At 28.6% G+C, this 25138-nt stretch carries 22 protein-coding genes; 18 read left to right on the plus strand and 4 right to left on the minus strand.

Features of this window, described 5'->3' with window-relative positions; genetic code table 11:
- Window positions 1-16: 16 nt before the first annotated feature.
- A complete protein-coding gene (locus tag LN42_RS07700; RefSeq protein ID WP_014296956.1) occupies window positions 17-3787 on the minus strand; it encodes a glucodextranase DOMON-like domain-containing protein in 3771 nt (1256 codons plus the stop codon).
- Between the two features lie 211 nt (window positions 3788-3998).
- On the opposite strand from LN42_RS07700, the gene panC reads away from it, so the two are divergent.
- From panC to LN42_RS07765, 13 genes are all read left to right on the plus strand, one after another.
- A complete protein-coding gene (panC, locus tag LN42_RS07705) occupies window positions 3999-4841 on the plus strand; it encodes a pantoate--beta-alanine ligase (protein WP_014296957.1) in 843 nt (280 codons plus the stop codon).
- A gap of 11 nt (window positions 4842-4852) precedes the next feature.
- The gene (locus LN42_RS07710; protein WP_014296958.1) at window positions 4853-6739 is read left to right on the plus strand and encodes a methyl-accepting chemotaxis protein; all 1887 of its coding nucleotides are present in this window, start codon (window positions 4853-4855) and stop codon (window positions 6737-6739) included.
- The gene (locus tag LN42_RS07715) at window positions 6717-7181 is read left to right on the plus strand and encodes a chemotaxis protein CheW (RefSeq protein ID WP_014296959.1); all 465 of its coding nucleotides are present in this window, start codon (window positions 6717-6719) and stop codon (window positions 7179-7181) included. Before LN42_RS07710 ends, LN42_RS07715 begins: the two co-directional genes overlap by 23 nt.
- 136 nt (window positions 7182-7317) lie before the next feature.
- Window positions 7318-7761 carry an MOSC domain-containing protein gene (locus tag LN42_RS07720; RefSeq protein ID WP_014296960.1) on the plus strand — a complete coding sequence of 148 codons (444 nt, stop codon included), beginning with the start codon at window positions 7318-7320 and terminating at the stop codon, window positions 7759-7761.
- A gap of 21 nt (window positions 7762-7782) precedes the next feature.
- Window positions 7783-8703: an extracellular solute-binding protein gene (locus tag LN42_RS07725; RefSeq protein WP_014296961.1), complete on the plus strand. Its 921-nt coding sequence runs from the start codon at window positions 7783-7785 to the stop codon at window positions 8701-8703.
- A gap of 2 nt (window positions 8704-8705) precedes the next feature.
- Window positions 8706-9368, plus strand: coding sequence for an ATP-binding cassette domain-containing protein (locus LN42_RS07730; protein WP_050899164.1), 663 nt, complete (start codon window positions 8706-8708; stop codon window positions 9366-9368).
- Window positions 9340-10116: an ABC transporter permease gene (locus LN42_RS07735; RefSeq protein WP_014296963.1), complete on the plus strand. Its 777-nt coding sequence runs from the start codon at window positions 9340-9342 to the stop codon at window positions 10114-10116. Before LN42_RS07730 ends, LN42_RS07735 begins: the two co-directional genes overlap by 29 nt.
- A 5-nt stretch (window positions 10117-10121) precedes the next feature.
- Complete coding sequence (gene moaA, locus LN42_RS07740; protein ID WP_014296964.1) at window positions 10122-11066, plus strand: GTP 3',8-cyclase MoaA; 945 nt, start codon at window positions 10122-10124, stop codon at window positions 11064-11066.
- Window positions 11067-11070: 4 nt separating this feature from the next.
- Window positions 11071-11553 carry a cyclic pyranopterin monophosphate synthase MoaC gene (gene moaC, locus LN42_RS07745; RefSeq protein ID WP_014296965.1) on the plus strand — a complete coding sequence of 161 codons (483 nt, stop codon included), beginning with the start codon at window positions 11071-11073 and terminating at the stop codon, window positions 11551-11553.
- Window positions 11550-12038, plus strand: a complete 489-nt coding sequence (locus LN42_RS07750) for a molybdenum cofactor biosynthesis protein B (protein ID WP_014296966.1) — start codon at window positions 11550-11552, stop codon at window positions 12036-12038. Before moaC ends, LN42_RS07750 begins: the two co-directional genes overlap by 4 nt.
- A 4-nt stretch (window positions 12039-12042) precedes the next feature.
- Window positions 12043-13272 (plus strand): gephyrin-like molybdotransferase Glp, encoded by a 1230-nt coding sequence (gene glp / locus LN42_RS07755; protein ID WP_014296967.1) that lies wholly within the window; start codon window positions 12043-12045, stop codon window positions 13270-13272.
- Between the two features lie 220 nt (window positions 13273-13492).
- A complete protein-coding gene (locus LN42_RS07760) occupies window positions 13493-14758 on the plus strand; it encodes an IS256 family transposase (protein ID WP_075780256.1) in 1266 nt (421 codons plus the stop codon).
- A gap of 670 nt (window positions 14759-15428) precedes the next feature.
- Window positions 15429-16520 carry a tungsten cofactor oxidoreductase radical SAM maturase gene (locus LN42_RS07765; protein WP_014296968.1) on the plus strand — a complete coding sequence of 364 codons (1092 nt, stop codon included), beginning with the start codon at window positions 15429-15431 and terminating at the stop codon, window positions 16518-16520.
- Between the two features lie 23 nt (window positions 16521-16543).
- Here LN42_RS07765 and LN42_RS07770 read toward each other — a convergent pair whose 3' ends face one another.
- Window positions 16544-18007, minus strand: a complete 1464-nt coding sequence (locus LN42_RS07770) for a shikimate kinase (RefSeq protein WP_014296969.1) — start codon at window positions 18005-18007, stop codon at window positions 16544-16546.
- Window positions 17955-19031, minus strand: coding sequence for a chorismate synthase (locus LN42_RS07775; protein ID WP_014296970.1), 1077 nt, complete (start codon window positions 19029-19031; stop codon window positions 17955-17957). Before LN42_RS07775 ends, LN42_RS07770 begins: the two co-directional genes overlap by 53 nt.
- A gap of 627 nt (window positions 19032-19658) precedes the next feature.
- On the opposite strand from LN42_RS07775, the gene LN42_RS07780 reads away from it, so the two are divergent.
- Window positions 19659-20525 (plus strand): VIT1/CCC1 transporter family protein, encoded by an 867-nt coding sequence (locus LN42_RS07780; RefSeq protein ID WP_014296971.1) that lies wholly within the window; start codon window positions 19659-19661, stop codon window positions 20523-20525.
- 12 nt (window positions 20526-20537) lie between these two features.
- Here LN42_RS07780 and LN42_RS07785 read toward each other — a convergent pair whose 3' ends face one another.
- Window positions 20538-21980 carry a hypothetical protein gene (locus LN42_RS07785; RefSeq protein WP_075780666.1) on the minus strand — a complete coding sequence of 481 codons (1443 nt, stop codon included), beginning with the start codon at window positions 21978-21980 and terminating at the stop codon, window positions 20538-20540.
- A gap of 299 nt (window positions 21981-22279) precedes the next feature.
- On the opposite strand from LN42_RS07785, the gene LN42_RS11185 reads away from it, so the two are divergent.
- The 4 genes from LN42_RS11185 (at window position 22280) to LN42_RS07795 (ending at window position 24828) form a co-directional block, all read left to right on the plus strand.
- The gene (locus LN42_RS11185) at window positions 22280-22411 is read left to right on the plus strand and encodes a hypothetical protein (RefSeq protein WP_014296973.1); all 132 of its coding nucleotides are present in this window, start codon (window positions 22280-22282) and stop codon (window positions 22409-22411) included.
- Between the two features lie 201 nt (window positions 22412-22612).
- Window positions 22613-22756: a hypothetical protein gene (locus tag LN42_RS10980; RefSeq protein WP_014296974.1), complete on the plus strand. Its 144-nt coding sequence runs from the start codon at window positions 22613-22615 to the stop codon at window positions 22754-22756.
- A gap of 60 nt (window positions 22757-22816) precedes the next feature.
- A complete protein-coding gene (locus LN42_RS07790) occupies window positions 22817-23548 on the plus strand; it encodes a GNAT family N-acetyltransferase (protein WP_014296975.1) in 732 nt (243 codons plus the stop codon).
- Window positions 23549-23559: 11 nt separating this feature from the next.
- Window positions 23560-24828, plus strand: a complete 1269-nt coding sequence (locus LN42_RS07795) for a radical SAM protein (RefSeq protein WP_014296976.1) — start codon at window positions 23560-23562, stop codon at window positions 24826-24828.
- Window positions 24829-25138 lie beyond the last annotated feature (310 nt).

Genomic DNA, 25138 nt, shown 5'->3' on the forward strand with positions numbered 1-25138 from the left:
GTTTAATATTTTAATATTAAAAATCTATTTCTACAGGTATTAATGTTGCATATTTTTCTTTTGAAGCATCATATGAAGATAATACTTTATGCTGATCATAACCTTCTGGAACGATAATATCAAGAACAAATGGTCCAAAATCACCAGCATCTGATGGATATCCTCCAAGTGTCCATTGTCCTGATTCAGGAGTTACTGCTCTGAAGTGATCTGCACCATATCCATCCTGAGAACCAACCATAAAGTATGCAAATATTTTATTTGAATCCATTTTTAAATATTTTTTCATTACTATAACTGAAATAATTTTTTCTCCAGGATCACATTCTACCTGAACACCTTCTGGAAATTCCTGATCATTTGAATCAGCAAGCAATTGTCCATATGAAGGCCAACCGGCAATTTTTATGAAATAATCCCATGGATGTGCAGTATCAAATTGAACCCTTGCACCTTCTTTATAAGTAGAAACTTTTCCACCATCTTTGGTATCGAGATAAATATTTATAAGCTGATGTGAAAAACCTTTTGGAGCTCCCCATGGATTTGTAATTTCACCAAATTTGAATTTAAATACAATTGAATCATCTGCATCATAAACCTTTACCCATTCAATATCCCATAATCCTTTAAATGGTTCAAAAGCACCGTCTTTTGGATATGTATATCCTCCAGGACCATCTTCGTCTCCTATAGGATCTTTAAATTCTTTTACTAATTTTCCACCAATTTCTTTTGGAATCATTACATGTACAGGACCACTATTTGGTGCGAAATCAACATCTTTTGAATTGCCTTTTTCAGTATATGCCATAACAACTGCAAGATTAAATTCATCACCGCTTTTTACACCAATTAAATCGTAAGGAATTTTAAATTCAACAATGTTTCCTTTTACTGCGATTAGATCCTTTTTCTTTCCACCAATCATCCATCTTTCTGTTCCGCTTGCATTATAATAATATAAATCTGATAATTTAGGATATTTTTGTAAATTGAAAGAAAATCTCTTTGCCAGTGCGAAACCGAGATCGGTTACTTTTTCTCCTACTCCGGAATATGCAGTCCTTGTATTTAATTTTTGTGCTCCTGGTTTATCTGTGTAGATTTCTAATTTATAAGGTTTACCTTTTAAATCTTCAATGGATTTTTTCAATTCTACAGCTACATATAAATTAGCATTATCTCTTCCCACATAAATTCCTGAAATTAAATCTCCTTCTTTATACATTACGCCAGAATCATCATCAAGGTAATATGCGGATTTTTCCATTTCATTATCGGATATTTCGCCATCGAGAACAATTTCAACTTTTCCAATATTACCTTTACTTGCTGTTGAAGGGCGTTTGTTTGCTATATATAAATATCCAGGGATTTTTTCTTCAGGAACTCCTGCAAGTTTATATATTTGAATTAAAAGTTTCTTAAATTGCATATCAAATAATACTTCATTTGGTCCGGCATCCTGATCGCTTCCATACCACCAGAACCAGTCACTACCTTCTGCAGCGTATAATGTATTTAATGCCTTTTTGAAATCTTCTTTAGATATATTATCTTTATTACTCATTAAAACTTCTCTTGCTTTTGCCAGTCTATCCCATGCTTCATTTTCTTCCTTTTCTCCGTACCAGGTATCTAAGCTTCCACCAACCCATGAACCTTTTGGCAATTGATTTAATTCGTTATTTACTCCGTAATTTTCAATATATTCTTCAGGTGTAACAAGTTCTATATATGGATCATTTGATAATGCTTCATAGAATAATTTTCTGAAATCATTACCGTTATTTGGGTAATGTTCCCAGGCGTTTTCACCATCAAGAGCTACAGTTACAACCATATCACCTTCATCATTCATCTTTTGAATATTATGTAAAGCGCTTAGAAAATCTTTTACAGCTCCTTCTTTAGACATATTAGAATATTTAAAACCTATTCTGTCTGAAAGGTCTGTATCTCTAAAGAATACCACTACACTTTTTCCGTCTACTGTTACTTTATATGGTTTATATAATTGATGTGGATCGCCTGTATTTATTCCAGCTTTTTGAAGTATTTGTTTATCTGTAACTATCCATTTTACATTATTATCTGCAAACATTGGAACAAGTGGAGTGCTTACAGCCTGTTCAGAAGGCCACATACCTTCAGGTCTTTTTCCAAAAATTTCTTCGAAATAACTTAAACCTTTTTCTATTTGAGCTTTTGCGTCTTCTGGCCAACCCATATCTATTAATAATGGCAAAATTGGGTGATAATAAGGTGTTGTGGTTAATTCAATTTTTCCTTCTTCCCATAATTTTTGATATTTTTCAACTATACTATTCATTAATTCATAATGTTTTGAAATTACGTAATCAAGATCATCCTTTGTATAATTTCTATCTTTTTCCATAAGTGCTTTTAATCTTTTGTCAGCATTTATATATTCTATATTTATCCAGTATAAGTTCCACATTACTTTTAAATCAAGCCAATCCTGAGAATTGAATTCTTCATTTTTATCTCTTTTTTCCCTTAATTCAACATATCTTGGATGTGTATCTACAAATTGAGGATTTATATCAAAAAAGTGCCACTTTACAAAATCCTTTTCTTCATCTGTAAGATTATCTTTTAATGATAATTTAAGATATTTATCTTCTCCGCCGTTTTTTACATAATCCATTAATTGCATTAATAATACAGGTGTGATATTAAAGGTTACTCTTCCAGAGGTAAGGTATTTATCTACAAGATCAGCCATATATGGATAATCGTTTACGGCATGAGCTCTAACCCATGGCATTTCAGCATCCTTTTCGCCAGGTATTTTATAGGCAGGTTGATGATGATGCCAGATAATAACTACTTTTAAAGGTTCCTTATCTTCATTTCCTTTTGGAACTGAATTTAAAAATGCTTCTACGCTTTTTTCATTAATTTCATTAATTTCTGGTGCATTGGAATTATCAGAAGCTGTAGCTTGAGGAGGTAAATCTCTCCAGGAAGCAACAGAATCCTTTTGTTCCTGTTCAATATCTTTTACTATAACAACTCTATTTGGAATTTCCTCTCCATTTTCATCCTTTTCAACAGTATCCCAGTTTCCTCTTGTATATTTATATTCAAGTCTTTTTCCAACTTCTGTTTCTAATTCAAATGTTGCTTTTAATCCATTTCTTTTCATTGCCAGCTTTCCAGGATCCCAATTATTAAAATTACCAACTATATAGATAACATCATTTTCTGGAGTGTTTGGAGGCAGGGTTACCTCAAATTTTACAACGGCTTTTTCACCAGGCTGAGCAGCAGTTTTTATTTCAGCAGGAATATCTGCCCAGCTTTCAACAGTATCTTCAACAATTTTGTTAGAATCAGCAATAACTTTTCTATTTGCTATTTCATTTCCGTCTTTATCCTTTTCAACTGTTCCCCAATTTCCCCGTGTATATTTATACTCAATCTCTGTATCTTTATTAACAGTGATAGTAACAGTTCCTGTATTGCCATCTCTGTTTAATACATAAGCGTCATCGCCAGGATTCCAATCATTAAAGGAACCTACAATATAAACCTTTTCATCAGCAGGTGTGTTTGAAGGTAAAGCTACTTTAAAGGTTAATGTAACTTCTGAGGTGTTGCTTTCTACTTTTGCATTTGATTCAACAGATGTTTCTGGTGGTGTAATTGCTGTGGTAGTAGATTGCTGTTGAGCACCACAACCAACAAATAATACCAATGATAAAATACTTAATAAGATCATGAGCACATAGCCATGACGAAGATGTGTCTTTTTCATAGACTCTTTAACCCCCTTTTAAAATTTGTGATATACGGTATTTTAATATATATATCTTCACTCAAAGATAATTATACACCAAAATATAATATTTTTTCAAGTTTTTAACTGTTTTCTATATAAAATATTTATAACCTATTATATTTTGATTTATGTTTTTTATATGGTAAAATTCTTTTAGAAAAAGAATTTGAATAGAGGGGGAAAAAGTATGAAAGTAATAAATTCTATTAATGAAATGAAGGATATTAGAAATTCGCTTATTATGGAAGGCAAAACTATAGGTTTTGTTCCAACAATGGGGTATCTTCATAAAGGACATTTATCTCTTGTAAAACAGGCGAGAGAAGATAATGATATTGTTGTTGTGAGTATTTTTGTAAATCCAACGCAATTTGGTCCAAATGAAGATTTTGATAGATATCCAAGAGATTTAAATAGGGATATGGAGTTATTAAAAGAATTTAACGTTGATTATATTTTCCATCCTGATGTAATGGAAATGTATCCAGACGGATATTCTACATATGTTGAAGAAACAAAACTTACAAATGTATTATGTGGAAAGTCACGTCCTGGGCATTTTAAAGGAGTAACAACAATAGTTTCAAAACTTTTTAATATCGTTAGACCAACAAGAGCTTATTTTGGTCAAAAAGATGCACAACAATTTAGAGTATTAAGAAAAATGGTTGATGATTTAAATATGGATGTAAAAATGGTTGAAATGCCTATTATTCGTGAAGAAGATGGATTGGCTATGAGTTCAAGAAATATTTATTTAAAAGGCGAAGAAAGAGTTCAGGCATTAGCATTGTATAAATCATTATTAAAAGCAAAAGAATTATTTGAAAATGGTGAAAGAGATGCTACAAAGATTAAAGAAGAAATGAAAAAGGTTTTTGATGAAAATCCGCTTGTAAAAGTTGATTATATTGAAATTGTTGATGAATATAATCTTGAACCAGTTGAGAAAATTGAAAAAAGAGTTCTCGTAGCTGTTGCTGCATTTGTTGGTAAAGCGCGTTTAATTGATAATATAATATTAGGATAGGGGTGGCGAAAGTGTCTCGCATATCAATGAAGGTTTTATTAAATACTTTTTCAATGATAATTATAATAATTGCTGTATTTGCTACAATATTTTATTTAAAATATGATCTTGAATCAAAAGTATATACTCCGCTTTCAGAAAGCATTATGAACGAAATCTCCCAGACAGGAGATTTTATATCCATGTATTTTGAAAATGAAATGCTAAAACTCAAAACTGCGTCTTCACAAATAACTATAAGTTCTACCAATACTATTGAAACATTAAAAGGTTTAAAAGATACTCTTAAAGAGTTTCCGGAATTTGAAGAATTTTTTGTGGCAAATAGCGAAGGAGAAAGTATTTCAAGTTCAAATATCTTTACTAATATTTCAAGATATAGATATTTCAGAGATATATTTAATACAGATAAAAAAAATTCTTTAAGTGATTTATATATTTCAAAAATTTCCGGTAATGTTGCAATTATCCTTGCAACTTCTGTAGAAAAGAATGGTAAAAAATATCTTTTTGGTGGTGCTTTAAATTTAAAGGATTTATTTTCAAAAATTCAAAAATATAAATTCAAGGATTATGGAGAGATATTTTTTATAGATAAATTGGGAAATTATTTTAGTATAAAAAATGAAGGAGATATTGACTCTGGAACATTTGCGAAAAATTTTAGAGATAATATTATAAGGGATTTAAAAAATGAAGAAGGTTATATGGAAGTAAAAAAGAACAAGGAAAATTATTATTTGTTTCTAAGTAAGATTTCGTTTCTTGATTGGAATATAGGATATTATGTAAAAAAAGATATGATTTCCCCAAAATTTACAAAATATTATATATATGGAGGAATATTTACTCTACTGTTGATATTGTTTGAAATTTTAGCTAATCATATAGTATTGAAAAAACGTTTTAATAAATCAATAGATGTATTAAAATCAGAATTAAAGAAATTAAATGAGTTAAATTTCAATTCAACAAATATTACAGTTAAGGAACCTATGTTTATAGACTTTACAGATAATTTGCAACTTACCATAGTAAATTTGAAAGAAAATTTTGAATCATTTTCTCGTAAAGTAAATGCATTAGAAAAATTTCTTGCACAAAATAGATTATTAATAAATGAAGAATTAAAGAGAATAGGTGAAGAAGAGGAAACAGTAGAAAAGCTTTCAAAAACCTTTGAAGCAATATCAAAATCCATTTCCGATTCACAAAAGATTTCTGAAAGCTATAAATCCAAATTAAATAATTATGATGATGAATTAGAAGAATTACGCCATATATTACTGAAATCAAAATCGAAGATATCATATTTTTCTGATTTATCCAAAAAACTTATAGATATATCTGAAAAGGTTAGTGATTTGTCGTATAGAACAGAGATTTTGTCTTTGAATGCAGCATTAGAAGCATCAAAAGAAAAATCTTCATTAACCTTTGCTGTTATTGCAGCAGATATGCGAGATATGTCATATACATTGAAAGAGTTTAATAATAAAACCGTTTCTCATGTAAATCATATTAATGAGAATCTCAGCGACTATAAAGAAAACCTTAATGAGTTATTTGATAATATTGATAATAATATTTCTGAATTAAGAAAAATATCCGGTAATTTCGAAGAAATAGAAACTTCAATAAAAGAACATAATCTTTCTGCTGCCCAAATTAAAAACGTTTTAAATCTTTTAAAAGTAGTAATAGGAAAGAATAAGAATATTATGAACGATATTGTATCGAATTTTGAAATGATAGAAAGAAACTTTAAAGAGTTGAAAAAGGCATTTGTAACCAAAAAAGCTACAAAGAATCTTGAGGAGATTTTTCAAAAATTAGAAGAAATAGAAAAAAAGGAAAATATTGGAAGTGAAAGTAATGATGAAAACCAATCCGTTTAAAGATTTAAAAAAGAAAATTCTGTTAAAAGATAAAATGGATAGCTTTATTATATTTAAGATTAAAGATATGCAATATGCATTAAAAACAGATTATGTTAAATATATACTTCCATATTTAGAAGTAAAAAATGTAGAAAATATGCCAGAATATATTAAGGGAACTATTATTTATGAAGATATTCCAATTACGTTAATAGATATGAGCATACTTCTCAATCAGCAATCTCAGGAGTATACAGATAAAACTTTTAATATTGTATTTTCTATAGAAGATAAAATGTATTCTATATTTACTAATAATATAATAGATGTAATAACTATAGATAAAAATATATTAAAGGATGCCGGGGAAGAGTTTAAAGAGTATTTTTTTGTGGATAAAATTTTTTCATATAATATGGAAACATTTATGGTGATAAATCCTGAAAAGCTAATAAGTTAGATATTAATAAAAAACTCGGGCTTAAGATAGCTCGAGTTTTTTATTTTTTCAATTAAGTTAATCTTTTATTCGTGTTATTGATAACGTAAACTTATGGCAAAAATATGATATAATTTGTAAAGAAAGGGGGGCGTATATGAAAAGTGTGATAATATCATTAAACGTTTCATCGCAAAAAGGAGTTCCAAAAGAAGAAGTTAAAGAGTGTGAATTAATAGAGAACTGGGGGATTAAAGGTGATGCACATGCAGGAAAATGGCATAGGCAGGTTTCAATGTTATCAACAGTTAGTATTGAAAAAGTTGATCCTGAAATAAGAAAAAAATTAAAATATGGAGATTTTGCTGCAAATATTGTTGTCAAAGACCTTGAAATATTTAAATTTCCTGTTGGAACACAGGTTAAAATTAATGATGCATTGCTTGAAATAACGCAAATAGGAAAAGAATGCCATGAAGATAATCTTGTTTTGAAATTAACGGGAAAATGTATAACACCTGAAGAAGGAATATTTCTTAAAGTAATAAAAGGGGGAAAAGTAAAAATAGGAGATAAAGTAGAGTTTTTAATAAATAAATAAAAAAGTAAAGGGGGATTATGGATGAAAAAAGTGTTATTTTTATTCGTTATTCTTTTTACCGTATCTATTATGATGGCAGAAGAATTGGTAATTTTTCATGCAGGTTCTTTGACCAATGTATTAAATGCAGTTGCCAGAGAATTTGAAAAGGAAAATCCTGGAGTAAAGGTGAAGCTAATGGGATCAGGTAGTCTTGTTGTTGCAAGAAAAATTACAGAATTAGGTCAAAGAGCAGATCTGGCATTTGTGGCAGATTATACAATAATACCAAAATTCTTTTTTGATAAATATGCTGATTATAACGTTGTTTTCTCTTCAAACAGCATGATTATAGCGTATAACGATAAATCGAAATATAGTAAAGAAATAAATGAAAAAAACTGGTATGAAATACTATTTAAAAATGGAGTTAAATTTGGTCACTCCAATCCTGATCTTGATCCATGTGGTTATAGAACATTAATGACAATGCAATTAGCGGAAAAATATTACAATCTTCCAGGAATATACGATAAATTTCTTAAAACAAAAAATCGTATGGTGTTAAAAAAATCTATAGATTTAATAGCATATCTTGAAGCAAATGAAATGGATTATGCATTTTTATATAAATCAGAAGCATTTCAGCATAATTTAAAGTATATAGAATTGCCTGAAGAAATAGATCTTTCATCTTTGAAGTATGAAGAAAATTATAAAACAGCATTTGTAGAAGTGCCAGGAAAATCAGGAAAGAAGATAAAAATATATGGAAAACCTATTAATTATGGTTTTACATTATTAAAGAATGCACCACATAGAAATCTTGCAATTGAATTTGTTAAATTTATGTATTCTGAAAAGGGAAAGGAAATATTTAAAAATATGGGAATGGAATTATTTGCAAATGTAGACAGACCTAAAAATCTTCCAGAAGAATTTAAGGAATTGTGGGGTTATTGAGATTGAAGATACAAATAGAAAATCTGGAAATAGCTATTGATGCATTTAAATTAACAGTAAAAGAGATGAATATAAAGTCAGGAGAATATGTATATATACTTGGTCCTACAGGATCAGGAAAAACTGTATTTCTTGAAATACTTGCAGGTTTTTTAAGTCCAGATGAAGGAAGGATATATTTTGAGGGAAAAAATGTAATAAATATTCCACCTGAAAAACGCAACATAGGGTTTATGTATCAAAACTATCATCTTTTTCCTCATTTAAATGTAAGAAAAAATATAGAATTTGGAACAAGAATGAGAAATAATTACGATAAAGATTTTATAAATTATCTCTGTGAAAAGCTGGGGATAATAAAATTACTCAATAGAAAAGTTCAAAAGCTTTCTGGAGGCGAAAAGCAGAGAGTAGCTTTAGCAAGAGCACTTGCTATAAAACCTTCGTTATTATTGTTGGATGAACCTCTTTCAGCTGTAGATGCACACACAAAAAATGAAATTCTTAAATTATTGCATGAATTAAATCAGGAATATAATTTAACCACCATACATGTAACTCATGATGAAAAAGAAATTATAAATAATAGTCCTGTATATATTATAAAAGATGGAGAATTAAAGAAGAGGTGTTTAAATGTTCAAGCACATAATAATATTTATTAGCATAATATTTGTTCTGGCAGTAACCCTTCCATTTATAGTTGTTTTTTTAAATGTTGATTTTAATTTATTAATTGAAATATCAAAAAGCCCGGAATTCTTAGATGCTGTTGAAACAACATTTCTTGCTGGATTTACTGCAACGTTTATAGCAATAATATTTGGAATTCCTTTTGCATATGCAATAACCAGATATAATTTTCCATTTAAATCAATTCTTGAAGCTATTGTAGATATACCACAAACAATTCCGCATACTGCAGCAGGTATTGCATTATTAATGACGCTTGGAAGAGCTTCAACTATTGGTAAAATTGCAGATAATTTTGGAATATCCTTTGTTCAAACATTCTGGGGTGTAGTTGCCGCTATGGGATTTTTGAGTTTTAGTATATTTGTTAATTCTGTAAAAGAAGGTTTTAGAAAACTGGATATTAGATATGAAAAAGTGGCACGTTCCCTTGGAGCAACGCCATCAAAGGTATTTTTTCTTATTTCAATTCCAATGGTAAAACATGAAATTATAACTGGAGCATTATTAATGTGGGCAAGAGGTATATCTGAATTTGGTGCTGTAGCAATTCTGGCATATTATCCAATGACATTATCTGTTTTAACCTATGATAGATTTCAGGGATATGGATTAAAACAATCTCTTGCGCTTACAGCTTTAATTTTTATAATGTCAATGATTATATTTGTAGTAATAAGGGTTATACAAAATCTCTGGAAATATTCTGAAACGAGGTAATATTAATGTATGTAGATAAATTTAACAGAAAAATAAAATATGTAAGACTTTCAATAACCGATAGATGTAATTTTAGATGTATATATTGTATGGGAGAAAATACAGAATTTCTTCCAGAAAATGCGTTATTGTCTTTAGAGGAAATAGAGAAGTTGGTAAAAACATTAAAAGATATGAAAATTGAAAAGATAAGAATTACCGGTGGTGAACCTACCATCAGGACGGATATTATAGAAATTGCAAAGGTTATAAATAAATATTATTCTGGTTTTAGTATTACAACCAATGGAGCTATGCTTTCAAATATAGTTGAAGATTTGAAAAAATATGGATTGGATTCTGTAAATCTCAGTTTGGATTCATTAAATGAAAAAAACTTTTTAAAGATTACACGAAGAAATATGTTGAAAAATACATTAGAAGGATTATACAAAACTTTAGAAATAGGCGTTCCTGTAAAGTTAAATACAGTAGTGCAAAAGGAAAATTTTGATGAAATACATGATTTAATAGAATTTTCAGCAAAATTGAAAATACCTATAAGATTTATAGAACTTATGCCTATAGGAACCGAATATAATGAAGATGAGTTTGTAAAAGAAGATGAAGTAAAAGCAAAAATACAGGAAAAGTATACTCTGGAAAAAATTCAAAAAAAATTTGGATATGGTCCATCAAATTACTATAGAATAAAAGAATTAAACTCATATGTTGGATTTATTTCAGCAATAACACATAACTTCTGCTCTACATGTAATAAAATTAGAATTTCTTCAGATGGAAATATATATCCATGTTTAGCCTTTGATTATCATGTTCCAATAAAGGATGTAATTAACGATGAAGAAAAATTAAAGGAAAGAATTGAATTTGCAATTTCTAAAAAACCAAAACAACATTTTTTAACAGAACTAAGAAAAAAGACACCTATGCATAAGATGGGGGGATAATAAATTGAATTTATCGCATATTGATGAAAATGGAAATGTACAAATGGTTGATGTAAGCCAGAAAAAAAGCACTTTAAGAATAGCAAAAGCGCATGCGAAAATAACCATGAAAAAAGAGACGCTGGAAGCAATTATAAGCGGAAAGATAACTAAAGGTAATGTTTTAACAACAGCAAAAGTAGCAGGGATTATGGGGGCTAAAAAAACTTCAGAATTAATTCCAATGTGCCATAATATATTTATTTCAAAGATAGACGTTGAATTTAAAATAGATAAAAAAAACAATTCAATAGAAATATTCTCTTTGGCAAAGACAGAATCACAAACGGGAATTGAAATGGAGGCATTAACAGCGGCTTCCATAAGTGCTTTGACAATATATGATATGTGTAAGGCAATGGATAAAGGAATGGAAATATCAGAAGTATATTTAATGGAAAAATCTGGTGGAAAAAGCGGTCATTATATAAGGGAGGAAAAGAGATGAAGTATTTTATCCTGACATTAAGCGATAAAGGTTCTAAGGGAGAAAGAGAGGATTTAAGCGGAAAAGAAATAGAGAAATTAATGGATAGCATAAATGCAGAAAAGGCAGGATATAAAATATTGCCAGATGAAAAGGAATTAATTGCAGAAGAATTAAGAAACCTGGTAAAAGAAGATATTGACCTTATTTTAACAACTGGAGGTACTGGATTAACAACAAGGGATGTAACCCCGGAAGCAACACTTGAAGTAATAGAAAGAAGGATATATGGAATGGAAATGGCAATGATAATTGAGGCATTAAAACATACGCCTCATGGAATGCTTTCAAGGGCTGTAGTTGGAATAGCAAATAAAACATTAATTATAAATTTGCCGGGAAGTCCAAGGGCCGTAAGGGAAAACCTTGCAGTATTATTGCCAGCAATTCCACATGCTGTGGAAAAAATAAATGACTCACCGGTAGAATGTGGCAACGAGGAGTGAAAGGATGAAAAAAAGATTTCAGAAATTTGTTCCAAGAACAGAAATATATGAAAATTTTATTGATAAACTTAATATAACAACATCTGTAATTGAAAAACATGTATCAGAAAGTTTCGGATTTGCAGTTGCAGAGGATATATATGCACCGGAAAACATTCCAGGATTTGATAAGGCTACTATAGATGGTTATGCTGTAAAAGCTGCAGATACATTTGGAGCCTCCGATGGAAATCCAGCATTATTAAAAATAGTTGGAGAAGTATTTATGGGAAAAGAATATGACGGGAAACCTATTAATCCTGGAGAATGTGTAAAAATTCCAACAGGAGGAATGCTCCCAGAAGGTGCTGATGCATGTGTAATGATAGAAAATACCAGTCAAATAGGTAAACGTGTTGAAATATATAAATCTGTAGCACCAGGTGAAAATATAATAAAAAAAGATGAAGATGTAAAAAAAGACTCTATAGTCTTAAAAAAAGGTGAAAGAATAAACATTGGACATATTCATAATTTAATGAGTTTGGGAATCACAAAAGTAAAGGTTTATCAAAAACCTACAATATGTATTATTCCAACAGGAGATGAAGTGGTAGAACCTGAAAAGGATAGGAAGTTAACACAAATAAGAGATGGTAATTCTTATGCATTAATGGCATGGCTAAAAAGTTATGGATATAATGTAAAAAGGCATCCGTTGGTGAAAGATAATCCTGATGAGTTTAAAAAAGGTGTAGAATGGGGATTGGAAAACGGTGATATAGTGATAATATCAGGTGGAAGTTCTTTAGGAGCAAGGGATTATGCGTTATCAACAATAGAACATTTTGGTGAAGTGTTATATAATGGCGTTCAGGTGAAGCCAGGTAAACCGGTAATATTTGGCAAAACAGAAAATAAGGTAATTCTCGGATTACCGGGAAATCCAACATCCTTTGTTGTGAGTTCATATTTATTTTTATTTCCAATAATAAGAAAGGTTGCCGGGAATATAGATTATCTTCCAAAACCAGATTCTATTGTAAGAATTAGCACTAATGTTCCTGCAGCACAGGGAAGAGAAAGGTTTGTATTTGTGCGATTGGAATATACGGAAAAAGGTTTTATTGCACATCCTATTCTTGGAGAATCAGGATTGGCATCGCCGTTTAGAATGGCGGATGGTGTTGTGAGAATTCCTCTTGGGAAAGAAGGATTATATAAAGATGAAGAGTGTGAATTTTATAGATTTTAATGGAGTGAGAAAAACAAAAATAACTAATGAAGAAAATAGTACGAATAATGTTCGCCAAACCGTAGAAAAATCTTATCCTCAAAATTCTGGTAGTATAATAAAAAGTGTGTAAATAAAAAAATAGAAAAATAAAAAGAATGAATATGTGAAAAAAGGAAGCCTAGGAGTGTGGTGAAAGAGAAAGGGGATTTTGAAAAAAAGGTTACATGGGGGGATAGTAATGCCGAGAAAAAGAAAAGAGGAAAATGAACAGATTCTTGGCAATGTGGATAGGAATTTCATAAAACAATATATAAAAGAAAATGGAATTAAGGATTGGAATGATGTTGAGGATATAAGCAAAAAGCTTGTAAAAATAATGCTTGAAGAAATGTTGAAAGCAGAAATGGATTATGAACTTGGATATGAAAAGTATTCCAGAAAACCTGAGGATAACGATAATTATCGAAATGGTTATTCTAAAAAAACTGTAATAACTAAAAATGGTGAGATGGAATTAACAGTTCCAAGGGATAGGAATGGAGAATTTGAACCACAAATTGTTAAAAAGAGACAAAGACATATTTCTGTTATTGAGGATTTGGTATTATCGCTATATTCAAAAGGATTAAGTGTCAGGGATATTAGAGACCATATTAAAGAAATATATGATGTGGAAGTTTCTCCAGAGAAAATCAGTATGATTACTAATTCTGTAATGCCTTTAATAAATGATTGGAGAAATAGACCTTTGGAAGAGATATATGCTATTGTATATCTGGACGCTTCATTTTATTCAGTAAAAGAAGATGGTGTTGTTAAAAGAAAGGCTATATATAACGTCATAGGTATTAATCTTGATGGATATAAGGATATCCTTGGTATATACATAGAAAAAACTGAATCCTCAAGATTCTGGATGAATGTCTTGAATGATTTAAAAGCCAGAGGTGTTAAAGATATTTTAATCGCTTCTGTTGATGGGTTAAATGGTTTTGTTGATGCAATCCATACCGCTTTCCCTAATACTGAAGTTCAAATGTGTATTGTCCATCAATTGAGAAATACATTTAAATATGTCCCTCATAAGCATAGAAAAGCTGTTGTTAAGGATTTAAAACCTATATATCAAGCTCCAAGTCTTGAAGCTGCTGAAGCTGCACTTGAAGATTTCGAAAAAAAATGGGGCGAAACTCACCCCTTGGCAGTACAAATATGGAAAAATAATTGGGATAAATTATCAGCCTATTTTAAATATTCAGAACCAATAAGAAGGCTGATATACACAACCAATCCAATAGAAAATGTTCATAGACAATTTAGAAAAATAACCAAAAACAAAAGCGTATTTCCAACAGATGACTCATTGATAAAAGCAATATATTTTGCAGCAATGAGAATAACGGAAAAATGGACTACAAGAATTAGGGATTGGGGACAAATATTAAATGAGTTAAGAATATATTTTGGAGATGATAGAGTGCCTATTTACAGAACAAACGATTAAAAAGAAAATTCAAAATTCTGTATATATTAAACTTTGAAAAGTGAATATTTCTTAAAAGATTGCACTAAATTGTGCAAAAGGAGTGAAAACTCAAAAATTAGCTTCTTAAAAAACAAAAAGATTATTAAAAAAATTATTCAAACAATTTTTAATATCTCATTAAAAATTATAACTCTAATATTTTGATTTCACAAAGTATTGAATTTTCTTGAATTATTAAGAATAAACATCATATTTATTCCTAAACACAAATAATCTCTTATAACCAACTATAATTAATTTACACAGTATTTTGGATAGTCCCAAAATTCTCGTTCCCGCCGGCCGTTGCAGACTCACGTCCGTGTTCGTCCTTTTTGTTGTAGATTGAAAAAAATAAAAGTTCATTCATACGACTTGAGCACTAATCCTCAAAAACTGCTCATATACGTGGGGGCGCTCAGATTCCCCATCCATGGGGAAGCTTCGCTCAAAAAAACATCCTGTTTTTTTGTCCCTCTTCATTCGCAGTTTTTTTCGGGTGCTCTGCGAGTATTCATTCACTTTTATTTTTTTCAATCATCATTGTTTCTCCTTGGGAATTTTCAAGTTTTCGCTCACATTATTCGTACTATTTTCTTTATCAGATATTTTTCTCACAACATAGAGAGTTAAGATTGGAGATGACATGATGAAAAAGAAAGAGTATATTTTTGAAATGAAAAGCGCTCAGTTGATTTTAAAACCTGAACCGGATATAAAGAAGGTTTATCTGGAATTATCTTCAAGGTGTAATCTCGATTGTCCAATGTGTTTTAAAAACACCTTTACAGATCCAGAAGGATTTATGACTAAAAAAACGTTTAATAAAGTAATGGAAGACCTGAAAGAGTTTCCAGAAGTTGAGCACATAGTTTTTGGTGGTATTGGAGAATGTTCCATGAATCCGCATTTCTTTGAAATGGTTAAAAGGGTAAAAGAAGAAGGGTATATGCTTACAGTAACCACAAATGGATATTTTTTAAATGATCTTCAGATTTTAAAACTTATAGATCTTAAAATTGATGAAATGGTAATTTCTGTTGAAACAGGAGACGTAGGACATCCGAGTTTTAAATATGTAAGAAAACTTCTTGAAAAAATAGATAATTACAAAAAACAAAAAAATACTGGAAAACCGGCATTATCCATTGAAACAGTTTTAACTGAAAAAAATCATAATGATTTTCCAGGAATTATTCAGACTTTATTGCCATATGGAATACGTAAAGTTGTAATATCGAATATTATACCTGTATATGAGCATTTTCTTGGACTTGAGTTATATAGAGAAGATAGCAAAGAAAAGGATTTAATGTTGAGAAAACAGATTTCAGATGCAGTTACAGCAAAGGTTAGTGCTATAATACCAAATTTTAGGTTAAAAACAGAACGTCATTGTAATTTTATAGAAAATAATGCCACTGTAATTAGATGGGATGGAGAGGTAGTTCCATGCTATAGGTTTTTACACGATGGAATAGAATATGTTTATGGTCAGAAAAAAGAAATAAGGGCATATTCCTTTGGTAATGTAGAGAAAAAATCATTATATGAAATATGGACATCTAAGGATTATTCATGGTTTAGATATAAGGTAAAAAATGCATTATTCCCTTCTTGTACAGATTGCGATTTAAAGGATGGTTGCCATTTTATAGAAAATACCGATCTAGATTGTTGGGGAAATACTCCTTCATGCGCAGATTGTATATGGTGGAGAAATATAATTATGTGTCCATAATAAAATGAAGCCAATATATGGCTTCATTTTATTATATCAGTTATTTTTATTTTTTCAAGTTCCACATTTCCTATAGATTTAATTATTGGAAAATCAATAATGCTATTATTATTAATCTTTTTATCCTGAATAATATAATTTTTAAGTTTTTCAGTTGGTATATCTTTTTTGAATATTTCTTCAGGTAATATTTTTTTAAGGAAATTCAGAATAATCTTTTTATCTTTTTCTTTGATTTTATCCTCAAAAAGTTCTATTTCTTTTTTTATTCCCCATCCCACGGATAATCCGTGAGTAATTCCTGTAATACTCTCGAATCCATGCCCGAAAGTATGACCGAGATTTAATAATCGTCTTATATTATTATCATAAGGGTCTTTTGAAACTATTTTTAGTTTAGTAATTGCAGCGTATTTAATAATCTTTTCCAGAATATTGAGATTTCTATTTTTTATTTTTTCTATATTTTCAGTGAACAATGAAGTATTTCCGTCTATTATCGCTATTTTAAATCCTTCAATAATTCCACTGAGATAATTTTTTTCATCCTGTGAAATAATGGTAATAGGATCTATAATAACCTTTTCAGGAATGGAAAATGTTCCAATTACATTCTTAATTTTTGAAAAGTTTATTCCCGTTTTTCCGCCTATTGATGCATCTATTTGGGATAATAATGTGGTTGGATAAAAATAAAAATCAAGCCCTCTTTTAAATGTAGAACCAATAAATCCCGTTAAATCTGTAACGCTTCCGCCACCAACACCATAAATTTCATCTTTTCGTGAAATTTCATTTTCAATGAGATATTGATATATATATTCCAGATTTTTATAATCCTTTTTTTCTTCTCCTTCTTTAAGCAAAAATGGTTTATTGAAAAATTCCCTGTATATTCTATAAACGTTTTTACTTGCAAATACGTATTTTTTATTCTTTAAATCCATTAATCCTTTGTATTTTATAATAACTTCCTGAAAATCATTTTCCAGTATTTCTTCTTTTTCATCTATTATCTCATATAAAATCTTTGCCAGGCTTTCCTGAATATTTAAATTGCTTAAATCTATCTTTTTAAATTCATTGTATAAAGCTTTTCTCATATCCCATATTTTATACAATCTATCTTTTCCATCTTTTAACAATGGACGATTGTCAGGATTAATTCTTTTGATTAAATCCTCAACAGGAACATATAAAAAAATAGTTTTATGATTTTTTAAGAATAATCTATTTTCTTTTCTTAAGATAATTCCCCCACCTGTTGCTACAATTGCATTTTTCGCTTCTGTATTTTTTAAAACCTTTGATTCTAAATTTCGAAAATATTCTTCTCCTTTTTTTGAAAAAAGGTTATTAATGGTGGTGTTTTCAATCTTTTCAATTTCTTTGTCAAGGTCTATAAAGGACATATTGAGAATCTTGCTTAATTTATTACCAAGTGTGGTCTTGCCAGAACCCATCATTCCAATTAGATAAATTGGCACTATTATACCTCCTTGCTATTTCCTCAACATTATCATTTCCAAATTGATTAATAATACTTTTTGCAATAACTAATGCTACAGCATTTTCAAGAATAACCACACTCGCTGGAATAACAGTTACATCTGATCGAATATATGGAGATTTTGTATTTTCTCCTGTTGCAAGATTTATGGAATTTAACGGTTTTGCAAGTGTAGGGATTGGTTTGAGAAAAACAGTAATCTCAATATTCTCACCATTGGTAAAACCTGCTTCAATTCCACCGGCATTGTTTGATTTTCTCTTGATTTTATTTTTTTCTTTTTCATAATAAAATTCATCATGATATTCTCTTCCTGAAAGTGAAAAGTCATTATTGCCTATTATCAATCCTTTAACAGAAGGGATTGTCATTATAATTTGTCCAAGTTGTGAATCCAATCTTTCAAATATGCTTGAGTATCCACCAATTCCAGGGTTTATATTTTTTACAATGATTTTTACGCTTCCTCCGAGCGTATCGCCATTTGTTTTAGCATTATCAATATACTCTTTTGCTTCCTCTGTTAAAATATCGTTTTTTAATTTTATCTTCCCTATACTTTCAACATATCCTTCTATTTCAATATTTAAAAGATTGAGAAATTGCTTTGCAATATTTCCAAGAGCTGTAAGAACAACGGTCCAACGAGCGCTATTCCTTTCAGGATATATATTTAAATCAGGTAACTTATATTTCATATATGAGCTATAATCACCGTGGCCGGGACGAGGAATGCTTCTAACTTCTTTTTCTGTATTTTTACCTTTGTTCTCAATTAATACTGAAATTGGAGCGCCTGTGGTGATGCCTTTCCATATTCCTGAGACAATTTCAACTTTATCATTTTCTATTTTCATACGTTTTCCACGGCCATATCCTTCCTGGCGTCTTTTTAAATCTTCATTTATCTTTTCAATATTTATCTTTAATCCTGCTGGAAATCCAGTTAAAGTGCCAATCATCACCGGCCCATGAGAATCACCTGAAATTACAAAATCCATACTATCAACTCCATAAACAATTGTTTTCAGTGTAAATTATACCATCTTCATTGGAAGTTTCTTTATGTTGGAAAAATAAAAGTTAAGTTTAAGAATAAAAAACACGAGTAAAAAAGTGAATGAAGTCTTGAAATTTCCCTAACGGAAATATTGCGTGAGCCGGAACAGCAAAAGTATTGTGAAAAATAAAAACGAATGAAGACTCGAAGAACGCCCGAAAAAACTGCGAATGGAGAGGGTCAAAAAAACAGGATGTTTTTTTGAGCGCAGCTTCTGCAGGGATGCAGAATCTAAGCGACCCCGCGAATATGAGCAGTTTTTGAGGATCAGCGTTCGAGTTGTCTGAAAGAGTTTTTATTTTTCACAATTATAAGAAATTTCACCGCCTGAAGAAACCTTTTTAGGAGTGTTTTTTATAGAGCAAGGATCAGAAATTCTTGCCGTCTGAGAGAATATTATTTTTCTACTTTCAAAGAGATTTTTCGAAGATTAGCACTCAAGTTGCCTGAAAAAGCTTTTATTTTTCACAATATATCATTTAAAATCTGACAAATTTGGATATATTTCCAGTTTTATGATATAATTAAACTTGAAAAATTATATTAAATACAAATTTGAGGTGAGAGTATGATTGATAATGAGCTAAAGAAAAAATTAATGGCATTTCAGAAAAATGAAATTACAGAACACCATGTTTATAAACACCTTTCCAAAAGAATTAAAGGAAAAAACGCTAAAATCTTAGAAAACATAGCAAAAGATGAGTATAAGCATTATAACATCTTAAAAAAATATACAGAAACCGAAGTATCTCCTAATTCATTTTTAGTATTCTGGTATGTTTTATTATCCTACATCTTTGGACTAACCTTTGCCTTAAATGCAATGGAAAAAGGAGAAGAAAATGCTCAAAGAGTTTATGAAGAAGCAAAAGATGTTATTCCTGAATTCAAAGAAATTATCCTTGATGAAAATGTTCATGAAAAGAAATTATTAGGTCTTATTGATGAAGAAAAAATACAGTATGTAAGTTCAATGGTTTTGGGGTTAAATGATGCACTTGTTGAATTAACTGGTACATTAGCAGGTTTAACCTTTGCATTTCAAAATTCAAGACTTGTTGCATTATCAGGATTAATTACCGGAATTGCAGCCTCATTTTCAATGGCGGCATCAGAGTATTTATCTCAACGAGCGGATAAAAATTCCAAGAATCCTTTAAAAGCTTCTATTTATACGGGAATTGCATATATATTTACTGTAATTTTGCTTGTTGCTCCTTATTTTATCTTCTCAAATCCAATGATTTCATTAATATTTACAATGATTAATGCAGTTATAGTAATTGTATTCTTTTCATTCTTTGTTTCTGTGGTTCAGGAAAAAACATTTAAACATTATTTCTTTGAAATGCTCTTTATTAGCTTTGGAGTAATGGCATTATCCTTTGTAATAGGTCTTATAGCAAGGGCTTTCTTTAATATAGAAGTTTAGTAGAAAAATCAATTATAAAAACCTCTCAATAATATCATCAATCAAAACTCTTTCATCATCTTCAAAAGAGTAATAGCCTAAAGCAACGCGTTTTTGACCAAGACCATATTTAATAGCAAAATCCCTAACCTTACCTTTTGGATAAGGAGTAATGGGCCATTTAATATCGTATCGAACACAATTTCTTAAAAACACATCAAAGATTTTCATTTCCTCATCACTGAGCTTAAAATAGTTAAACACAAATTCCTTAAAGTTCTTTGTTTTCTTAAAAAGCTCAGTGATGAGTTTTTTTCTTGCTAAATAAAATGGTGAAATATTATATTCCGAATCTTCAACATCTTCAGAATTCAATAATCTTCTTTCAGCTTTCTTCAAATCAAAATCACTCATCATAACATTAAAAAAATACATCTTCTCATAATCCCTTGAAAAATATTTAATGGTTTTTTCCTTATTACCTTCAAAAATCAATTTCAAAATATGACTCTTTGTAAAAAATGGTTTTTCTATTAATGTTGTATATGTTGAGAAGAATAATATTGGGATTTTATGATTTTTAACTTTTTCTATGATGGAAAGGTTATCTCTGAAATTATGAGAGATAATTTTTTTAAAACTTCTATTTCTGAAAAAGCTTTTATTATTATAAACCTCTTCAAAATCAGATTTAATCTCAAAAGATACATTATTCTTATAATTCATAACAACGGATGAAATATCAAATAAATTTAAAGACTTATTTATTTTATATACCTCAAAAATCGTATCAAACCAGTTATAGGTATAATTTAAATCATCGAAATAATAGCCAATATAATATTCAAGTAAATTTGCAGGAATTAAAGCCTTCTTTTTATCTTCATTTCTCATCCACCATGCAGCACCATTTAAACCATTACACATCATAGTTGGATGTGGAAAGTCTTTTGCAAGAAAATAACCTTCTATGAATAATTCATATGCTTTATTATATTCTTTATTCTTAATATGTTCTCTTGCTTGAGAATATTTTAAGATAGCTTTATCTACATTATTTTCTTCATAATTATCAGAATACGCTTTAAAATCCTTATCGAGGATATTATATTTTGTATTCAATAATTTTAAACCAGGAATCATTAAATTCCTGGCATATTCAGAAATATTCTTAAAGTTATTTCTTAGATATTCACATTCTTTTTTAGCCATATCAAATTGATTATTTTTTACATAAAGAGATATGAGTTCAAATCTTGCAAGTTCTCTTAATATTGTTGTTGTTGTTGTTGTTGCAATAATTTTATTTGCATAAAATATTGCCATATTTTTGTTTTTCTTCCAAATATTTTTTAATAATAATAAATAATATTCTACAGATTTTTCTTTAGTTTTAGAAAGAATGTAATTAGAAATTGGATTTGAATAATATCCGTATCTAACAATGGAAACAATATCCTTTATATGAGAAGTCATGTTAATCATCCTTTTACAAAGAGTTAATTATTATGTTTCAATAAAATTCGAAAACCAAGAAACTTTATGGACTTTTTGGAATGAAATTTGAAAAATAAAAATATAAAAATAGTCAAAAATAGGAAATAAGCTTCTTTTATAATTATTACAAAAAAAAAACAAAAATTAAAAAAATGAAAATTAATTAAAATGGAATAAAAATCCGATTCTCAAATGTTGATAAAAGCGGATTTTTATTTTAGAAAAAACACTTGCAAGTCATGTTAGAAATGATAAAATTTAAAGCAGGAGGTGGGACAATGAAAAAAATAATTATATTAATAATTGTAGGAATTATTATGTTTTCAACAATAATATTTGCAGGGGATAATGATGACGAGTATGCTACTCATTCAGCCAACCCTCAAATTCAAACTGAATTTTCTAAATAATTAAACACAATCTAATTTTAATTTTTATATCTACGTAGATATTATATCAAAAAATTAAATCTTTTCAGCCGGCTGAAAGAAATCTGTTTTATTTTATCATATACATTATTTATATCTTTAAATTTGAAAGCATTTTTTATGAGTATATATATAAAATTGTAATAAGTGTGTAACTTAATAAATAGAAGGAGGTGCTTTTTTATGTTAAATGAAAGAAAGGATGAAAATATAATAAACAAAGAAGAGATTTTAGATTTTGGAATAAGTAATGATGAATTAAATGAACTTTTTTCATTAAGTGTTATTGTAATATGTGAAGGAGGTCAAGAGGGAGATTTAGGATAAAATAATGAATACAGGGCCCTGTATATCTATATGTGATTATGTATTATAATGAGGTGAAAAATGATAAAGTTTAAAAATTATTATTTAAATTATATAGGTATTAATAGAGCAAAAAGCAAGAAGATTATATTAACAAAAAATAGAAATATTATAATAAATAATGTATACCAATATCCCTTTATTATAAGTAACTTAAATAATAATTTATTAATCTCGATTTCGCCACAATATAAAGAATACATAATTTATACAAGTTTTATATTACAAAAAGAAATGGAAGTATTATCTTTATATAATATTTTGAAAAATAGATTAAAAAATGAAAATATTGATTTGATGCGAATATATACATTTGAAAGTAATGAATATACCTTTGATACACAAGAAGTAAAGATATTAAATTTAGAAGAAAAAGAAAAATATTTTACAATATTTAAAAATAAGAAATTCGATAAAATACTTTTAGAAAAATTATGGAATAGAAATATAAGAAAAATTTTAGAAAAACGTTTTTTTTACATAGAAAAAAATGGTGAAATTGTGTCATATTCATACATTTCTGATATTAATTTTAATGGAGGAAATATTATAGTATATACTAATCCAAAATGGAGAAATATGGGATTTGGTAAAAAAGTGGCAGGAGCCTCTGTAAAATGGTGTATTAATAATAATATTTTACCAATATATAGGGTATCAGAAAATAATAGTAACTCTATCCGTATTGCAGAAAAAATAGAACTTTTATTTAAAAAAAGAGAAATAGTTTTAAAAATAAAAGTAAGGAAATAGGAGGATTTTTTATGAATAGAGTTTGGAATTTTGAGATTGATTCTATTAAATATGTATTTGACGGAAACAATATAATAATAAAAAAAGAAAATAATATAAAAAATATAGAAAATGCAGATGAAACGATTTTTATAGATAAAAAAGGTTTAAGAACTTTAGCATTAAATGTAATAAATGATTGTAATTTAAAATGTGATTATTGTTTTGCAAATTTTGGATATTATAAAGATGGAAAAACAGTAATGAAATTTGAAATTGCTAAAAAGGCTGTAGATCTGTTATTGAATTCTGCAATAGAAAACGGTAATAAAGAAATAACAATAGCTTTTTTTGGAGGAGAACCACTTTTAAATTTTGATTTGATAAAAAAAGTAGTTGACTATGCAGAGAAAACAAAAAGTGATAATTTAGAGATCAAATATTTAATAACAACAAATGGAACATTGTTTGACCTTGAAAAAATTAAATTTATGAAAAAGTACAAATTCCAAATTACATTAAGTATCGATGGAGGAAAAGAGCTTCATAATTCTAATCGAAAATTTATTAATGGTAAAGGAAGTTTTGAAGTAATACAAAATAATTTCGAATTACTTTTAAAGTCATTTGTAGTGAATGCAAGAATAACAATTAATAATAAAAATTATAATATATTAAAGAGTATAAAAGAACTCAAAAATTTAGGTTTTAGAAGATTTACTTTTGCACCTGATTATAATTTGTCACAAGAAAATTTTGAAAAATATTTAGAAAGTTTATCTTCATTATTTGAATATTATTATAATTTAATATTAAAAAAGGAATACATTGATATAACGAACATAACTCGAGTATTAATGAATATATTATTTAGAATAAAAAAAATAAACCATTGTAATGCAGGATTAACCTATTTTTCGGTAGCTACAAATGGTAATATATATAGATGTCCTAGATTTACAGATGAAAAAGATTTTCTTTTAGGTAATATAAATAATCTTGAAATTAAAGATATAAATTATCATATAAAAAAATTAAGAAAAAATATTATTAATTATCATATGAATAGCCTAACTCATAAATGCAATAAATGCCCATTTTTATTTTTATGTGGTGGAGCATGTTACCATTATTCATATATAAATAATAAAACGGAATTTGATGTTGTTGAAAGAGAATGCACAGAAAAAACCTTAATATATGAAGAAACTATTAAATTAATCACTAAATTGAATGTAGAACAAAGAAAAGATTTTATACTATCTTTGAAAACCATTTGGAAAAATACAAAATTGTTATAATAGTTTTTTAGTGTATACGGTAAAATAAATTGGTTCTTTCTGATTTTATTTGATGAAAATGATTAAAAATAATATTATATTTAGGTTTAAATAAATAATATGGAGAATTTTATATTTTTCATTTGAACCTGGTATATAAATGTATTTTAATAAAAGTTTTTAAGTGTTTTCCGAAAAAAAACATAAATTGCCCCTTTATAAGGAAAAGGGTAAAAAATTGCCCTCCTGGAAAGAAAAAATTTTTGATGGGTAGTAAAATAGAAATATAACTCGTTGAAAGAAGAATAGGGTGATGAAACAATATGGAAGC

It is taken from the genome of Marinitoga sp. 1137 (assembly GCF_001941525.1).
GTDB lineage: Bacteria > Thermotogota > Thermotogae > Petrotogales > Petrotogaceae > Marinitoga > Marinitoga piezophila.

Coding starts and splice junctions, on each gene's coding strand:
- LN42_RS07735 (WP_014296963.1), top strand. CDS start 9,340: ATGTTCAAGCACATAATAATATTTATTAGCATAATATTTGTTCTGGCA.
- LN42_RS11185 (WP_014296973.1), top strand. CDS start 22,280: ATGAAAAAAATAATTATATTAATAATTGTAGGAATTATTATGTTTTCA.
- LN42_RS10980 (WP_014296974.1), top strand. CDS start 22,613: ATGTTAAATGAAAGAAAGGATGAAAATATAATAAACAAAGAAGAGATT.
- LN42_RS07725 (WP_014296961.1), top strand. CDS start 7,783: ATGAAAAAAGTGTTATTTTTATTCGTTATTCTTTTTACCGTATCTATT.
- LN42_RS07760 (WP_075780256.1), top strand. CDS start 13,493: ATGCCGAGAAAAAGAAAAGAGGAAAATGAACAGATTCTTGGCAATGTG.
- LN42_RS07715 (WP_014296959.1), top strand. CDS start 6,717: ATGATGAAAACCAATCCGTTTAAAGATTTAAAAAAGAAAATTCTGTTA.
- LN42_RS07785 (WP_075780666.1), bottom strand. CDS start 21,980: ATGACTTCTCATATAAAGGATATTGTTTCCATTGTTAGATACGGATAT.
- glp (WP_014296967.1), top strand. CDS start 12,043: ATGAAAAAAAGATTTCAGAAATTTGTTCCAAGAACAGAAATATATGAA.
- LN42_RS07795 (WP_014296976.1), top strand. CDS start 23,560: ATGAATAGAGTTTGGAATTTTGAGATTGATTCTATTAAATATGTATTT.
- LN42_RS07720 (WP_014296960.1), top strand. CDS start 7,318: ATGAAAAGTGTGATAATATCATTAAACGTTTCATCGCAAAAAGGAGTT.
- LN42_RS07700 (WP_014296956.1), bottom strand. CDS start 3,787: ATGAAAAAGACACATCTTCGTCATGGCTATGTGCTCATGATCTTATTA.
- LN42_RS07790 (WP_014296975.1), top strand. CDS start 22,817: ATGATAAAGTTTAAAAATTATTATTTAAATTATATAGGTATTAATAGA.
- moaA (WP_014296964.1), top strand. CDS start 10,122: ATGTATGTAGATAAATTTAACAGAAAAATAAAATATGTAAGACTTTCA.
- LN42_RS07780 (WP_014296971.1), top strand. CDS start 19,659: ATGATTGATAATGAGCTAAAGAAAAAATTAATGGCATTTCAGAAAAAT.
- LN42_RS07775 (WP_014296970.1), bottom strand. CDS start 19,031: ATGGATTTTGTAATTTCAGGTGATTCTCATGGGCCGGTGATGATTGGC.
- LN42_RS07750 (WP_014296966.1), top strand. CDS start 11,550: ATGAAGTATTTTATCCTGACATTAAGCGATAAAGGTTCTAAGGGAGAA.
- panC (WP_014296957.1), top strand. CDS start 3,999: ATGAAAGTAATAAATTCTATTAATGAAATGAAGGATATTAGAAATTCG.
- LN42_RS07765 (WP_014296968.1), top strand. CDS start 15,429: ATGAAAAAGAAAGAGTATATTTTTGAAATGAAAAGCGCTCAGTTGATT.